This is a genomic window from Xenorhabdus griffiniae, from assembly GCF_001028135.1.
GTDB classification, from domain to species: domain Bacteria; phylum Pseudomonadota; class Gammaproteobacteria; order Enterobacterales; family Enterobacteriaceae; genus Xenorhabdus; species Xenorhabdus bakwenae.
Map to the genome: position 1 here is coordinate 1 of NZ_LDNM01000001.1, position 12,834 is coordinate 12,834.

General features: G+C 42.1%; 21 protein-coding genes. 4 read left to right on the top strand and 17 right to left on the bottom strand.

Features of this window, described 5'->3' with window-relative positions; translation table 11 throughout:
* Positions 1 to 164: 164 nt before the first annotated feature.
* Complete coding sequence (locus tag AAY47_RS00005) at positions 165 to 392, top strand: hypothetical protein (RefSeq protein ID WP_053014172.1); 228 nt, start codon at positions 165 to 167, stop codon at positions 390 to 392.
* Here AAY47_RS00005 and AAY47_RS21915 read toward each other — a convergent pair whose 3' ends face one another.
* From AAY47_RS21915 to AAY47_RS00070, 16 genes are all read right to left on the bottom strand, one after another.
* The gene (locus AAY47_RS21915; protein ID WP_160300182.1) at positions 393 to 554 is read right to left on the bottom strand and encodes a hypothetical protein; all 162 of its coding nucleotides are present in this window, start codon (positions 552 to 554) and stop codon (positions 393 to 395) included.
* 612 nt (positions 555 to 1,166) lie between these two features.
* Positions 1,167 to 1,970 carry a hypothetical protein gene (locus AAY47_RS00010; protein ID WP_047766206.1) on the bottom strand — a complete coding sequence of 268 codons (804 nt, stop codon included), beginning with the start codon at positions 1,968 to 1,970 and terminating at the stop codon, positions 1,167 to 1,169.
* Between the two features lie 6 nt (positions 1,971 to 1,976).
* Positions 1,977 to 2,204: a hypothetical protein gene (locus AAY47_RS00015; protein WP_047766207.1), complete on the bottom strand. Its 228-nt coding sequence runs from the start codon at positions 2,202 to 2,204 to the stop codon at positions 1,977 to 1,979.
* A gap of 712 nt (positions 2,205 to 2,916) precedes the next feature.
* Positions 2,917 to 3,408: an antiterminator Q family protein gene (locus AAY47_RS00020; protein ID WP_047766208.1), complete on the bottom strand. Its 492-nt coding sequence runs from the start codon at positions 3,406 to 3,408 to the stop codon at positions 2,917 to 2,919.
* A gap of 1 nt (position 3,409) precedes the next feature.
* A complete protein-coding gene (rusA, locus tag AAY47_RS00025) occupies positions 3,410 to 3,769 on the bottom strand; it encodes a crossover junction endodeoxyribonuclease RusA (protein WP_047766209.1) in 360 nt (119 codons plus the stop codon).
* Entirely contained in the window at positions 3,766 to 4,053 is a 288-nt protein-coding gene (locus AAY47_RS00030; protein ID WP_047766210.1) for a hypothetical protein, read from the bottom strand. Before AAY47_RS00030 ends, rusA begins: the two co-directional genes overlap by 4 nt.
* Positions 4,054 to 4,122: 69 nt before the next feature.
* On the bottom strand, positions 4,123 to 4,566 hold the full coding sequence (locus AAY47_RS00035) for a YbcN family protein (RefSeq protein WP_047766211.1): 444 nt from the start codon (positions 4,564 to 4,566) through the stop codon (positions 4,123 to 4,125).
* Between the two features lie 10 nt (positions 4,567 to 4,576).
* Positions 4,577 to 4,804 carry a hypothetical protein gene (locus AAY47_RS21130; RefSeq protein ID WP_083446704.1) on the bottom strand — a complete coding sequence of 76 codons (228 nt, stop codon included), beginning with the start codon at positions 4,802 to 4,804 and terminating at the stop codon, positions 4,577 to 4,579.
* Positions 4,785 to 5,009 carry a Lar family restriction alleviation protein gene (locus tag AAY47_RS00040; protein WP_047766212.1) on the bottom strand — a complete coding sequence of 75 codons (225 nt, stop codon included), beginning with the start codon at positions 5,007 to 5,009 and terminating at the stop codon, positions 4,785 to 4,787. Before AAY47_RS00040 ends, AAY47_RS21130 begins: the two co-directional genes overlap by 20 nt.
* On the bottom strand, positions 5,006 to 5,389 hold the full coding sequence (locus AAY47_RS00045; RefSeq protein ID WP_160300183.1) for a phage protein NinX family protein: 384 nt from the start codon (positions 5,387 to 5,389) through the stop codon (positions 5,006 to 5,008). The genes AAY47_RS00040 and AAY47_RS00045 overlap by 4 nt, the downstream gene beginning before the upstream one ends.
* 11 nt (positions 5,390 to 5,400) lie before the next feature.
* Positions 5,401 to 5,691 carry a hypothetical protein gene (locus AAY47_RS00050; protein WP_047766214.1) on the bottom strand — a complete coding sequence of 97 codons (291 nt, stop codon included), beginning with the start codon at positions 5,689 to 5,691 and terminating at the stop codon, positions 5,401 to 5,403.
* Positions 5,691 to 6,026 (bottom strand): hypothetical protein, encoded by a 336-nt coding sequence (locus tag AAY47_RS00055; protein WP_047766215.1) that lies wholly within the window; start codon positions 6,024 to 6,026, stop codon positions 5,691 to 5,693. Before AAY47_RS00055 ends, AAY47_RS00050 begins: the two co-directional genes overlap by 1 nt.
* 21 nt (positions 6,027 to 6,047) lie before the next feature.
* Positions 6,048 to 7,934 carry a toprim domain-containing protein gene (locus AAY47_RS00060; RefSeq protein ID WP_047766216.1) on the bottom strand — a complete coding sequence of 629 codons (1,887 nt, stop codon included), beginning with the start codon at positions 7,932 to 7,934 and terminating at the stop codon, positions 6,048 to 6,050.
* Positions 7,935 to 8,043: 109 nt separating this feature from the next.
* A complete protein-coding gene (locus AAY47_RS00065; protein ID WP_047766217.1) occupies positions 8,044 to 8,913 on the bottom strand; it encodes a replication protein in 870 nt (289 codons plus the stop codon).
* Positions 8,906 to 9,073, bottom strand: a complete 168-nt coding sequence (locus AAY47_RS22180; RefSeq protein WP_167400577.1) for a hypothetical protein — start codon at positions 9,071 to 9,073, stop codon at positions 8,906 to 8,908. Before AAY47_RS22180 ends, AAY47_RS00065 begins: the two co-directional genes overlap by 8 nt.
* Before the next feature lie 372 nt (positions 9,074 to 9,445).
* A complete protein-coding gene (locus tag AAY47_RS00070; protein ID WP_047766218.1) occupies positions 9,446 to 9,628 on the bottom strand; it encodes a YdaS family helix-turn-helix protein in 183 nt (60 codons plus the stop codon).
* A 118-nt stretch (positions 9,629 to 9,746) separates the two neighbouring features.
* On the opposite strand from AAY47_RS00070, the gene AAY47_RS00075 reads away from it, so the two are divergent.
* The 3 genes from AAY47_RS00075 to AAY47_RS00085 all read left to right on the top strand — a co-directional run bounded on the left by AAY47_RS00075 (position 9,747) and on the right by AAY47_RS00085 (position 12,377).
* Positions 9,747 to 10,439 (top strand): XRE family transcriptional regulator, encoded by a 693-nt coding sequence (locus tag AAY47_RS00075; RefSeq protein WP_369813283.1) that lies wholly within the window; start codon positions 9,747 to 9,749, stop codon positions 10,437 to 10,439.
* A 9-nt stretch (positions 10,440 to 10,448) separates the two neighbouring features.
* Positions 10,449 to 11,600: a type I restriction endonuclease gene (locus AAY47_RS00080; RefSeq protein ID WP_047766220.1), complete on the top strand. Its 1,152-nt coding sequence runs from the start codon at positions 10,449 to 10,451 to the stop codon at positions 11,598 to 11,600.
* Between the two features lie 414 nt (positions 11,601 to 12,014).
* A complete protein-coding gene (locus AAY47_RS00085) occupies positions 12,015 to 12,377 on the top strand; it encodes a hypothetical protein (RefSeq protein WP_047766221.1) in 363 nt (120 codons plus the stop codon).
* Here the strand turns inward: AAY47_RS00085 and AAY47_RS00090 are convergent.
* On the bottom strand, positions 12,367 to 12,609 hold the full coding sequence (locus AAY47_RS00090; protein ID WP_047766222.1) for a hypothetical protein: 243 nt from the start codon (positions 12,607 to 12,609) through the stop codon (positions 12,367 to 12,369). The genes AAY47_RS00085 and AAY47_RS00090 overlap by 11 nt on opposite strands.
* Positions 12,610 to 12,834 lie beyond the last annotated feature (225 nt).

Genomic DNA, 12,834 nt, shown 5'->3' on the forward strand with positions numbered 1-12,834 from the left:
TCATATTCCACCCCATTTGAACAATGGGCGTCCGTGGGGTGAACGATGGTTACCCCTGTGAGTAGGTTAAAAGTAATAGGTTGATGGTTAAGGTAAACTATTGGGTCAGCCAAATGCTAACTAACCGAAGCGACGGCTGATTAGCTTCGTAAAAAGGTAACTCAATGACGACAATGATCACTCGTCGCATCCAAAATGTTCAAATATCCACAGACTCAGGTACTAAAGAGCAAGTGGCTTCTGAAGTTGGTGCTCTCAAATTTGCCGTAGCGTTAATGTTCTGCCGAATGCCTAAAGAAGATCAGAAGTATTTATTGTTAGAGATGCGTCAACTAAACGATGCGTATTCCAATAAACTTGCGGATGAATTACAGCAATTTCAGCTTAAGTAATTAACGGTCACCAACAGCGGTTGTGATCAGTAAATTCTTGCCGCAAATATCAATCGTTTTCTGATTAGCGGCAAAATAACAATCAACAGCTCCTTGAAATTCAGTGAGCTGTTTTTCTAACCTTTCAACTTTTTTCTCCAGTTCTTCAATACGCTTTTCCATCATTCACCTCGCTAGTGAGTTATCAATGGTCATCAGTGGAATACCCGGTAATAAAAAAGGCCGCCGTAGCGACCTGATTATGAATAGGGTGCCCTCAGAATTGAGGGCGGTAGATACGCAGTGCGTACTGATAGCAGGTATAACCCTGCATAATTTCAGATGTTAAATTGTGATCCTGCCAATATGAGCGTTTGCGGTCGGCTGGAATATGTAAATCCGCAACGCACCCAACACTGTCTCGGTAGTTGGCGACCAAAAACTAAAAAGGCCACGCCATGCGCAGCCTTGGAGTAACTACTTGAATTTGTTACGTTATCGGATTTCCGATATCGAGAAATTGGAATATTCATCTAAACATCCCGAACTTGCGGGATTTTGAACTACCTGAAAATCTTCGGTAGTTGGATAAAGCCATCGAATTCATCTTTCATGGGATACTCTCTATACCCATTCGAGGTGCTGATCGGAATGGTTAATATTGAATATAACCTATTGATTTAAAAGTGATGTAGGTATTGATCGACCATGATCGATTTACGACGGGTAGATAGCAAAAAGCCCCGCGAGTGCGAGGCTACTGACTGATCAATTAAGGTACGTTTAAGAGAGAATTTATTTACCCATATCTACGTTTATGTCTTCTTCTTTTTCCAATTTAGACTGAAATTTTTCATAAGTATTGAAATTAAAAAGAGAAAAAGATTCTATTTGTTCAAATGGTAGTACGTGCCTAAATTGGTAAACCGATAGAGGCTCAGACGTAAGAGTTATTCCTTCTTCTCTATAATGCTCCGTGTAATTATGTTCAATAATAAAAGTTAATGTATCTTTATCTCTATAACCAGACAAGAATGGAATTAGCACTAAAGTATTGGTATCCATTCCTTCAAATCTAGCGATATCAAGTATACCAACGTACACTTTTCTAGATTTGAGAGTTACAAGGATAAGAAGCCCTTCATCAATCCTATCCACTGACTCCAATAAGATATTTTCAATTGAGCTATCTTTCGCAATTTCTCTAAAGTATTCAATTCTATTTTCCAAATCGCTATTAAGTTTTCTTACTTGAGCTGTTCTCTTAATGCTCACAAAGATTGTAAAACTTAAACATAAAGCAGAAAAAGCACTAATCCCCAAAATTCGTTGAGATAGGAAATCACTTGCGAATGTAAAAGGTTTATATTCCACCCCAAAATAATGCAGGATATTCAAAACAAACATCAAAAAATACAAATAAAAAACAAATATAACAGCAAGAATAATTCCAGCAATTAGGAACTCAACTCCTTTTGCCCCAACACAAAAGTATGCGCTCCAGCCTACAGATTTATTGAGCTTGTATTTAGAGGGTAAGTGGGTATCAACATAGTAATACCCACATATGAGAACAAGAACTATGATGAAAGCCCACATGTAAAGCTATCCTTTTCTGATTGAACGAAACTTCTCTATGTTGGCTGCAAATGCTTTTTGCACATCTTCGTTGTTGGGGTTTAAAGCTATTGAACCATCCTGATTAACAAAGAACCTATTTTTAGTGTTAATTTCCGCTTGATTAACCTCGGTTTTTTTGTCAATCAGTGTATCTTTTACAATCTTCTCTGGGGACAGGATTGCTTCAAGCATTAGTTTGAATAGTTTACTCATACCTCCCCCTCCTTAGTTGGTCAAAATAATTCAATTATGTATATATGTGAGTCATAGTATAGCACGCTATAACATTTGAATTGAGAGCGCGATAAGCGAAGTTAATACGACTTAGCGACACAATCACAGAAGATGACAACAAATAAATAGTAATTGCCCAATCATAAGAATATAAATCCTAATTGATCAATGAAAAAACAAATTTTTAGATAAAAATTCTTCTGTGAAAAATATTGCGAGATAAAAAACTAATTTACAATAAAAATCGTGTGAATTCACTCATGCCGATACTAAGTCCTGTCAAGGTCATTACTTCATCCTACTTCTCGACTGCCAGTAAATTTTACCTAACTTAAACTCCCTTTTTAACTGAATGCCCTTGTATGGAAACTAATACAATTGGTTGGAATAAATGCCATGCCAGCCATTAGTCAGATAGTAACTATTGCCTGAGAACGGGGAGCATGGGCTTAATTTGTGGCGATCAGTATGTTGACCGACTCATCCAAAAATCACATATAACACACTGATTTAGCTACGATATAGGTGCTGTCCAACCCCGTTCGAGCTGTGAACGCTGAGTTGACTACGGGTAGATACGAAAAAACCCCGCGAGTGCGAGGCTATGGAATTCAGATAAGGCCACCTAAGACACACTGACGGCAATCTTATCTATAATTGTTGTCCATTTGTCCATTAATGTCAACACGTTCTATGCAATCTTTTTAATTTTCTCTACACGTTTACGTGAATTAAACGCATTTTGCAGAGGTTGATACAAAAGATATAGACTGGCATTCAAAATATCATCCACTTCACGACGACAGGTTCTGTGAGATGGCTTCATTAACCGCCCTCCAGACCGCGTCATCATTTTGCGTGGTTTTGCAGTTCGGTGATAGTAAGATGCAATTGACAGTTTTGAAGCACCATGAGCGTAGTAACTGAGTAAAATGCCGTAGGCTTTCCGGTCAATGCACATGACGGAATCGACGACCTGAGAAATCAACATTCCGTCATCATCATTGCACATTGGCCTGTCTGGGTTTTTCCGAGGCTCCACGCTCATCATGAACTTATAAATCATATTAATCTGGCGCTTATCTATTCTGCCACTGTATACCCATGCCCCCCATAAATTTAACCAGTTATCAATCCAGTCTTGTTGCTCTTTAGTGAGCTGTTTTTCCCCTATGTACCCCATCTCACTCTCCCAATTCCCATATCTGGACATCCAAACAGCCTCCTGCAACCCGTTCACCGCGCATAATGTGCATATCATCAATCTGGCTATCATCCGCCCAGAAACTGGCATGAGTCAGCGAATCGAAAACTGCTTTAGGCAGGTTATCGAGGTCTCTTCGTCGTCTGTCTGGAGGATTGGCTGTAATTGAGATTTTGATGCGGGCTGTGGTGTTGATATTGAGGTTCTGCTGCTTGATGAGTTCTATGATTTTTTGTCGGTATTTGGTGCCTTTTTCTGAGATGTAATGGCTGTGTGCGGTATGTCGCCAATAGGTATTATTCGATGGCGGCCACGGCAATTTTAGATTATAGGTTTTCATAGTGCGCCAACTAATCCCCTCCGCGTCAGTTCCTTGATGGTCAGCACAATCGATCTGTCCATCTCGTGCCGGCGTTCATCTCTGCTCATATCCAGCCCATTATCGATAGCATAATGACATTCAGAACACAGGGCCGCTGTCAGGCTGTCATCAACCTTTAGCCCCATGCCTTTCCCTTCGTTCCGGTGTGCGACCTGAATGCCATATTTGCCACATCGAACACAGCATTCAATCTGACCGACTGCGGCCAGCCATTTTTTACTACGGTAGGTTTTTTGCTTCATCCTATCCCCCTAACGCTATCCCCATAATCAGCATGAGTGCTGTCCAAAAGCCGATGAATAGTCGGTATCTCACTGATCCATCTCCTGTTTGAGTTTCATGTACTCACTGTCGTCTGGTACTGTCACGAAACAACCAATACCCGCAGCCCATTGTTCAATCTGCTCCATGAACCGAAACATCTCGCCAGTGTCCAATTTGGATGTCTGCCGTAGTGTCCTGACACACTCAACTTCCTGTGTTCTGGCATCAATCCGCTCCACAACCTCATAGCCCAAAAATGTGTGCTTGAGCATGTCCTTAACTTCATCCGGTGAGAATTTCGCCCCGTTAGATTTCAGGAAACAGCTAATCTCGCCGAACCACATGTGCATGGTTGCGTTCTGAGATAGCGATCTGGTGTTTTTCCACGGTTTGATGATGATGCGGTGAGGTTGGTTTGTTGCGAGAACTTCTTTGAGTTGTTGCCATACGGACTGTTTGGTTGATTCATGGAAGAGGAAATTACATTCCATCTAGCCTCCGTTATAACCCTTCGAAAATAGCCTTTTCTTGCCATTTCAGTAGCTCATCCTCAGAGCATCGTTGGTAACACGGCGGCTCTACTTTTGATTTGTAACCAGCCCACCAATACCAGCCTGAACGATGTTCAGCGGTTCCGCATTTATCACAGATGTGAACCCGACACATTTCCGACCATGAGTAATTGTGTTTCGCAGCATTATTAGCTCGTTCAATCGCTGTTCTTGCCATCGTTATTTGCCCTCTGGTTCCATGCCTGAATTGCTGCCGATTCCGCTTTCTCGTAACTATTTTCCCATTTTGATACCGGGCCATCTGTTCCGCAATTCCCGCAGTTAATCCAAGATGCGTACTCATCCGATGAACCTTTGTCCTCATAATCAGGACAAAGATCATTGCCACCACAAAACGGACACGGTTTGAGTTTGTTTGTCATTTTTCCTCCAGTAGTTCATCCGGTATTTCAACCTCGTCACCTAACTGTGCAGCGACGACAGCGCGGCAGATGGCGATTTGCGGTGTATCACATATATTGGTTGTATGTTGTTTCTCATCGTCAAAATAAAAACTCGCGTACCACCCACCTGAGAATGCAGCTTCTGTGCATCTCTCTGGAATTACCGCTATTCGATAATCAATTAATAGAGCTGGTATTTGGTTCCAGTCCCACGTCGGGCTATAAATCACTGGACGATCAATGTATCCGATAAGAATATCTTTCGTGCTTGATGATATCCTTATTGATTCATACCCAACAGCCCTAGCCACAGCCCAGTCCAACGCCCGTCCAGTTAGTGCATTTGTTTTGATTTTCACTGCTTTCTTCCTCACTTAACGCCTTGCTTAATCGCTTTCTTAGCTTCCCGACGAATAGCAATACCCAATCGCTCTAGCCAATCACCATATTTCAGTAATGATTCCAGTTCATCGTCTATGCGCGGAAACTCATTCATTTCGATATCTATTTCCCAGCCCCTACGCAACGCTTTCTTTGTGACGGTGAGAGTTTGTTCTAGATGAGTCGTTTCGTTGTGGTGGTGCAACTGATATTTCTTAACTTTCGTATCATCGTTCTTTTCGTAGCGAACCAACTCCATTGCGGTATGTTTTGTTTTCATTAAAATTCCTTGCCGCCAGTCTTGGCGCGATTCTCTCGTTTATGGTCTGCCCGATTGCGGTTGTATGCTAGCTTTTCAGCAATCGCGCTCTCGATGTCATAACCAAATGCCTCTGCATAATCTAAAATTCGGATCACTGCATCGGCCAATTCCACCTCAGCCATAGGACGATGAGGTAAATGGTCGTCCATCAAATTTTTACGCTCTCCCTCCATTGCCTCGCTGATTTCTGAGTGAATTAAACACAGTAATGTCCCTCGCTCTCTTGGATTATCCCACCAACCCGCATCAACATTTTGTTGGTGAATTTGCTTTTGTAATTCAGTTAGTTTCATCTCAAAATCCTTCTTGTGGGGTTAATATTCAGTCACGTTCTCGCTTCGCCAAACATCGTCATAGTCAGAGTTCGGCATGTTGGCAACATAGTTGTAAGGTGTTGCGCCTTCCATGATGAGAAATTGGTGGGATTGCTCTTCAAGATATAACGGAATTTTACCCTCCCACCCTTCGCCGTTCCGTTGTTTCTCTAAACAGAGAATGGAAGCGGGTTCGTTGGTATGACGTTGTTCTTCGTCGCTCAGTGATTGCCCTGCTTGCAGCTTCTGCAAAGATTTCTCTCGGCGTTTGTTACGCCAGATGATGAAAAGATTATCAGCCAGATCGGTAATTGCGCTGGTGCCTTTGACATCCATTTTCCCAGTGGGTTTATCTTCGCTATCGGTCTTACGGCTATGGGTGACGAGAATTACATGGCTCTTGGTTTTGTTTTTGAAGTCACAAAGTTTATCAAGAAACGCCTTTTGCCCGTTGTAATCATCAGGATCAATATCAAGTTTCATCAGACTATCGATGATGAATAGGTTTATGCCGTAGCGTTTGTTGGCATAGCGAAAGATATCTAACAGGCGATCTGCTTTTGCGGTTCCTGTCAGCCCAAATATCCACAGACGGTCATCATAAAAATTGAACGCTGACTCCAGCTCTAGCATGGGAGGTAGCTTGCTGCATGTGGCTTGTCGCGTTAGGCGTTTGAGGAAAGTTCCGGGCAATAACTCAAACGATGCCACACACGCCCTTGAACCTTGCCTCATGGCTTCACAAAGAACATGCCCCAGTATTTCGCTTTTCCCGTGACCGTTAACTCCGTTAAGTATGGTTAACTCCGCCTCTCTGAATTTGAAATTGTGATTCAGCGTCTCCCACGGACAACCGAACAAGTATTGCTCCTTGCCGTAAAATGCCTGAATCGTATCTTGATAGTATTCTCTGGCGCTACAAAGCTCCTCGGGATCGAAAAATGCGGCAGTTTCAAGACAGCGAACTACCTCGTCCTGTGTCATTCCCGCCTGTAAGCATTCGTTGATGTCCTTGTGTGGCAGTTTCACTAGTCGGCAACGGTGCTCACCCAGTCGTTTTGCAATCTCTTTAGCGGCCTCCTGCCCAACATCGTCATTGTCCAGAGATAGCCAGATTTCAGTGAAGCGATCCAGATTGTGATACTCAAACTCAATCCATTGCTGTTTTGCTCCCTTACCGCCGCCGAATGGTACAGACAGGGCGCTTAATCCATACTGGTAATAACTCATGCAGTCGATTTCACCCTCGCAGAGGATCACCGCCCTGGCATCTTTTGGCAGTGCGTCCCATCCGAACAAGCTCGGTTCACAGTCCGCCTCAACCGAAATAACTTTTTTCCCGTTCGGGCGTTCAGTACTGATCCGCTTGACCTGCAACAACTCGCCATCTCGTTTGTAGGGGAAGGCGATGGCTGGCAATTCTCGGTTCTCATCGTGTGACCAGACTACAGCATCACACACCTTGAACTCTTCGGCTGTTGCCCGACTGATACCCCTGCCTTCAAGGTAGCTGTAACAGTTTTCTGTTTTGCGAATATGCTTTTTCAGTGACTCAGTTTTAGGACGGCTAAATTTCTTCTGGCGCTTGGCTTCGAAGTTATGATCATCATCGGTAATACCCAGAAATTGCTTGGCTTCGGTCATGGCTTGGTGAAGACCGCAATCCCTCACCTGAACCCACAAGTCCAGCAAGTCACCGCCAGTCCCTTCCGCAAAGTCTGACCAGACTCTTTTCCCTGCCAGATTCACTTTCAGGCTCTTTCCGGTCTCGCCATCCACTGACCCAGCAACCCATTCATGACTTTCTCGCTTGCCGTTCGGCAGTAGATACTTAGCCACTCTTTCAACGTCAGACCAAAGACGATCAGATAGTTCCGTGATTGTCATCATGCCTCCTTCAAATTTAATTTTTTGAACCAATAATTCACCACATCAGCGCTAATCAGCCCGTGGTTATAACCAGACATGAGCGCCGTCTTGATTCGTGATTTCATGGTTACTCCAGAAAAACCAAACCCGATTCACTGACCGTGATCCCCGATTGACCTGCGGCAGGTTTAGTTGGTGTGTTTGTGATTGGCTTTTCGTCTGTCCAGCGTTGCTGATTCAGGTAGGTGGCAGGGTGTAGATTTTCAAACCCGAAAACCTTCGCCTGCAAACGCAATCGGATATCTTCGGCTAGAAATTCTGCAAACTGCTCAGGGGTTCCCTTGGTTTCTGACCTCCACTCTTTGAATTGAGATTTGAACGAGGATAGTGCTTTTGGCTTGCCGACCTTCCGCATTCCTGCAATCCAGAAAGTATTCTCAAATGCCGATTGGATTTGGTCTTGCTTTGTTGGCTCAAGGGGAGGTTTTTTACATTCAGCCTGAACAGGTTCGGGCAATATGTTTTTATTGTCTTTCTTGTCTTTTGTAATATTGTCTTTTGTGTTTGACTGATTCGGTAAAGAGCGATTTACTGATTCGGTAAAACTTTTCTTTACCGATTTGGTAAAACTTTTACTGAATCCGTTAAACTTCGTCTCCCATTCCGAAATGTTCTTGTTCATACCAATTTGCCGACCGCTTTGAATCAGAACCTTCATCTTGATTAACTGATTTTTGGCAGTAGAGCATTTGGTGCTGTCTTTGGTAGTCATTTGCTGGAACTGCTCATTACTGATCCAGTCCATTTTTTTATTGTACCCGTAGGTTTTTCTCCAGATAGCCACCACAATGTGCAACTGAATTTCAGTAAATCCTGATAATAAAACTGCATCAAGAAGCTCATTAGCTACTCTGGTGAACCCGTCTTCTAGATTCGCCACCGTCGGCCTCTCTTGCCTGTTTTTAGCTCCAAAATCAGCGTATGCAACGTTACCCATGGCGTTTCCCTCCGGTCAGTTCCTCGCTCTGTTCCAGACGCAACTTCGCATCCTCCAGAGCATCACGTAGCTTTTTCGCTCCATCCTCGGTAACGGAACGAGCAACCTGATCACGCCGGTTATTTTTATGCACAGCGCTGTGATTAAATTCATTTTTCATGTATAATTAACCTCGCTTATTGAATTCATTCCAAATGATTCAACTAGAACAATTAGCCTCACTAGCAGCCACTGGTGAGGCGCCTTTCAGTAATATTCATCATTTCCAATCTAATTCCTGCTAATTCAACCAATACGGGCGTTTACGTGTTCCATACGTAACATTCCTAATGTTTAGTTTCGTTTAATAAAAATACAGGTATATCAACTATTCTGAGATAGATGATGATCATAGGTGGGAAAAAAACTGCCCTGATTATTTCGGGTCAGTTTAGCCAATCCGCTTAAAGAGGATTGGTTGCTCCAAGAGTGCCTAGAGCGTTCCGGGGCGTCCAGAATCTGAGAATTCGGGACTTGTTAAAGAGCGAGGGTATTACTTGTTTTTAATTAATTCAGTCAAAGGGATACCAAGCTGCTCATGAATTTGCGCGTATCTTGCAGGAGGTATATACCCTTTTTTAATCCATTGCCGAATGGCTTGATCCCTGACGTTTAGTATTCTGGCTAGTGCCGGAACACCTCCAGCTTTTCTAATCGTCGCTTCCAGTACACTCATATGAATTTTCCTTCTTCACGAATAGTTATAAAACAAAATACAAGAGATACTTTAAAAAGTAAAGTTTTACTTGCTTTGAAAATAAAAGCCTCGCTTGTATATTTGAGGTATGAAAACGATGCACGAAAGAATCAAGCAGGCGAGACTTGCAAAAAAAATAACTCAGGCTGAACTGGCAGAGATGCTTGGCGTTACTCCACAATCTGTACAGCAATGGGAGTCAAGCACAGAGCCAAGGAAATCAAGGCTAACCGCATTGGCATCTATCCTTGATGTTGATGTTAATTGGCTTTTGTTTGGTGAAACTCCTAAAAAAGATGTGAGCCAAATTCCACCAGAGAACGAATGGACAACCATTGCGACATGGGACAGTAATACGTCATTAGATGGTGACGAAATAGAAGTGCCGTTTTTGAAAGATATTGAGTCTGTGTTCGGTGATAGAACTCGCATTGGCACAGATTATAGCGGCTTTAAATTGAGGTTTTCTAAAGCAGCATTGAGAAGAGTTGGTGCGCCAAGTGATGGTTCCACGATTATTTGTTTCCCTGCAAAGGGGGATAGCATGGGGCCAATTATACCGCATGGTGCAACTGTAGCCATAGATACGACAAACAAAACCATTATTGATGGAAAAGTGTATGTAATTGAGCAAGATGGGTTAAAACGCCTTAAGTGCCTTTACAGGCGTCCGAGTGGAAAAATACTTATCAGAAGTTATAACCGTGATGAATACGAAGATGAAATCGCAGGTGAAGATAAAGTAATCATTATTGGGAGAATGTTCTGGTATTCCGTTTTAGATTATTAAGGATATGGAATGGACAATTTCAAGATAAAATTAAAACATCATGTTGATCACGTTAATAACGTAGGTCAACACTGCACCACAGAAGAAACAACTAAGCAGGCACTAATACTGCCTTTTTTGGATATTCTTGGATTTAGCCCGTATGATCCGCAAAAGGTTAAAGCAGAATATGGAGCCGATTTCCCTGGTGTTAAGGCAAATGAGCGCGTTGATTATGCTTTATTCTGCCAAGGGGTTCCCGTGATGTTTATCGAGGCAAAAGGATACAGCGAGAAGCTGGATAACCATTGCCCTCAATTGTCCAGATACTTTAACTCGACTCCAGAAGTCACCATATCGGCCATTACAAATGGACTGGAATGGCGCTTCTTTACTGATTTAAAACAAAAAAACGTCATGGATCCTGCGCCGTTTTTGCGTATTAAAATGGATGAGGTTAGTGATGCGGACGCTAGCCAACTTTTCCGCTTTAGACACGATAAATTCAAACCAGAGGCGCTAAGGACGCTAGCAGAAGAAAGCGTTTATCTATCCGCATTTACTAAAACTATCAGTGCTAGTTTGAGGGATATTGATAGTGAATTTGTACGATATGTTGCCAGTCGCTCTAATGTTGAGCGCCAATTAAATCAACGCTTCATTGAATCAATCACACCGTTAGTGAAGCAGGCTGTCGAAAAGTCTGTTAGTGCAATGGTAGTTTCCGGTCTTTCGAATAAATTCACCCCAATTGATGGAACTCAAGAGGAAATAGTACATCAAGAAAGCTCGAAAGAGTTTGAAAACATTGTCGATCCAGACAATCCCAACATCATCACTACTAAAAATGAGCTAACTTTATTTGAAAGAGTGAAGTCAATCGTCGGAGACGACGGTGATTTGCAATACAAGGATACAGAATCTTATTTTGGTGTTCTTTATCAAGGAAAATCAAACAGATGGTTAGTGAGATACTTTGATAAGAAGAACAAATCCTATATCCAGATCCCAATTGAACTCACTGATATACTGTTGAATGAAGTCAATAGAGCTGGGCTATCAGCCAACAATTCACGAATATTTATAGAAGCCCCAGAAGATATTTTGAGGATTACAGGCATCATCCTTGATGCGTTTGAATTCGTAAAAAATAACGATAATTTTAGAAAGAAAACTCAATAATCATAATAGCCACCATTATGGTGGCTTTCCATTTTATTCCCAAAACTTCCCATTCAAACGCCACCTTGCTCACATTTACAACAATTAATAAAAATTAATCTGCTTTAAAAACAAGAGAATATAAAGAATTTTGGCATTTTCTTTACCTATTAAGACAAGTATTACTTGTTTTTATAAAGCTATACTTGTATATTCTAATCATCGAACAGGCAGGACGCCCACGAAGTAGCCGCCAGTGGCATATGAATGACTGGATGATTCGATAATCAGTAATACCAAGTTTCAGAAGTACCGCTCTTTTAAAAATCTGGAAAGATTCAGGCATTCTTGAATCAACCCCACTGAGTAGGTTTTGGGGTGTAGTGAAGATAAGGTGAATATCTACACCACCAAAACTTACTTATGGAGGCGAATATGGCTAATACAGATCGCTCTATACTTTCTATTAAGAAAAATGGCGATAAAAAAATCCCGGTTAAAGTAAAAGCTCAAACAGCTTATACCGCTCGTCGTTTTGAGCGCCGGGCTAAATTCTTGGCAAAGAAAAGTCAGGAGCTGGAGTCAAAATTTCAATCTCGCTCGGTGGAAAAAATTATAGATTCAGTCGTCAAAAACGTTGATGAAAATGAATTGTACGCTCGTCTTATTGTGGGACTTAAGAAGCATGTGAGTGACAACAACAGCGGCTCTTGCTGCATGAGTGACGTAGCCCTGTATTCAACCAAAACCAAATCCCGCCGTAGATCGGAGTCGGGCGGGGTTACGGCTAGGGTTTAGCCTTTTTCTTTTTCAGATAGCTGATCCATTTTAATGGAATAACAATCACAACCATATGAATAAGGATAGATACAGCACACTGAATTAAAAATGCAGCTAAAAAGTTGGGGGTATGCTGGTATATCCATAATTTAAGTGACTGAGGGAAAAATAGAACTACCAGCAAGATCCCCCATGTCTGAGCGAATTTATTAACTTTCTCATCAAAAGTCATTTTTTTCTGATCACTCATAGATTAATTCTCATTCTCATCATGGTGGGAATTTATTCTAACTGTTTTTGTTGCTGGGGAGTAGCAAAACTCACGCCGCCTGAGTGAGTTATCAAAGCAGGCAGCTAATCTCATCAAATAAACAATATTAATTCTGAGGGTATGAATATGGATATCGAATTCATTAACGAATTGCGTGCTATGTTGAAACGCGACCGCCAATCAGCCATTCGTTTTCGTGATGAT

Excerpts from the sequence above, each read along its gene's own strand:
- AAY47_RS00005 (WP_053014172.1), top strand. The coding sequence starts at position 165 with ATGACGACAATGATCACTCGTCGCATCCAAAATGTTCAAATATCCACA.
- AAY47_RS21915 (WP_160300182.1), bottom strand. The coding sequence starts at position 554 with ATGGAAAAGCGTATTGAAGAACTGGAGAAAAAAGTTGAAAGGTTAGAA.
- AAY47_RS00010 (WP_047766206.1), bottom strand. The coding sequence starts at position 1,970 with ATGTGGGCTTTCATCATAGTTCTTGTTCTCATATGTGGGTATTACTAT.
- AAY47_RS00015 (WP_047766207.1), bottom strand. The coding sequence starts at position 2,204 with ATGAGTAAACTATTCAAACTAATGCTTGAAGCAATCCTGTCCCCAGAG.
- AAY47_RS00020 (WP_047766208.1), bottom strand. The coding sequence starts at position 3,408 with ATGGGGTACATAGGGGAAAAACAGCTCACTAAAGAGCAACAAGACTGG.
- rusA (WP_047766209.1), bottom strand. The coding sequence starts at position 3,769 with ATGAAAACCTATAATCTAAAATTGCCGTGGCCGCCATCGAATAATACC.
- AAY47_RS00030 (WP_047766210.1), bottom strand. The coding sequence starts at position 4,053 with ATGAAGCAAAAAACCTACCGTAGTAAAAAATGGCTGGCCGCAGTCGGT.
- AAY47_RS00035 (WP_047766211.1), bottom strand. The coding sequence starts at position 4,566 with ATGGAATGTAATTTCCTCTTCCATGAATCAACCAAACAGTCCGTATGG.
- AAY47_RS21130 (WP_083446704.1), bottom strand. The coding sequence starts at position 4,804 with ATGGCAAGAACAGCGATTGAACGAGCTAATAATGCTGCGAAACACAAT.
- AAY47_RS00040 (WP_047766212.1), bottom strand. The coding sequence starts at position 5,009 with ATGACAAACAAACTCAAACCGTGTCCGTTTTGTGGTGGCAATGATCTT.
- AAY47_RS00050 (WP_047766214.1), bottom strand. The coding sequence starts at position 5,691 with ATGAAAACAAAACATACCGCAATGGAGTTGGTTCGCTACGAAAAGAAC.
- AAY47_RS00055 (WP_047766215.1), bottom strand. The coding sequence starts at position 6,026 with ATGAAACTAACTGAATTACAAAAGCAAATTCACCAACAAAATGTTGAT.
- AAY47_RS00060 (WP_047766216.1), bottom strand. The coding sequence starts at position 7,934 with ATGACAATCACGGAACTATCTGATCGTCTTTGGTCTGACGTTGAAAGA.
- AAY47_RS00065 (WP_047766217.1), bottom strand. The coding sequence starts at position 8,913 with ATGGGTAACGTTGCATACGCTGATTTTGGAGCTAAAAACAGGCAAGAG.
- AAY47_RS22180 (WP_167400577.1), bottom strand. The coding sequence starts at position 9,073 with ATGAAAAATGAATTTAATCACAGCGCTGTGCATAAAAATAACCGGCGT.
- AAY47_RS00070 (WP_047766218.1), bottom strand. The coding sequence starts at position 9,628 with ATGAGTGTACTGGAAGCGACGATTAGAAAAGCTGGAGGTGTTCCGGCA.
- AAY47_RS00075 (WP_369813283.1), top strand. The coding sequence starts at position 9,747 with ATGCACGAAAGAATCAAGCAGGCGAGACTTGCAAAAAAAATAACTCAG.
- AAY47_RS00080 (WP_047766220.1), top strand. The coding sequence starts at position 10,449 with ATGGACAATTTCAAGATAAAATTAAAACATCATGTTGATCACGTTAAT.
- AAY47_RS00085 (WP_047766221.1), top strand. The coding sequence starts at position 12,015 with ATGGCTAATACAGATCGCTCTATACTTTCTATTAAGAAAAATGGCGAT.
- AAY47_RS00090 (WP_047766222.1), bottom strand. The coding sequence starts at position 12,609 with ATGAGTGATCAGAAAAAAATGACTTTTGATGAGAAAGTTAATAAATTC.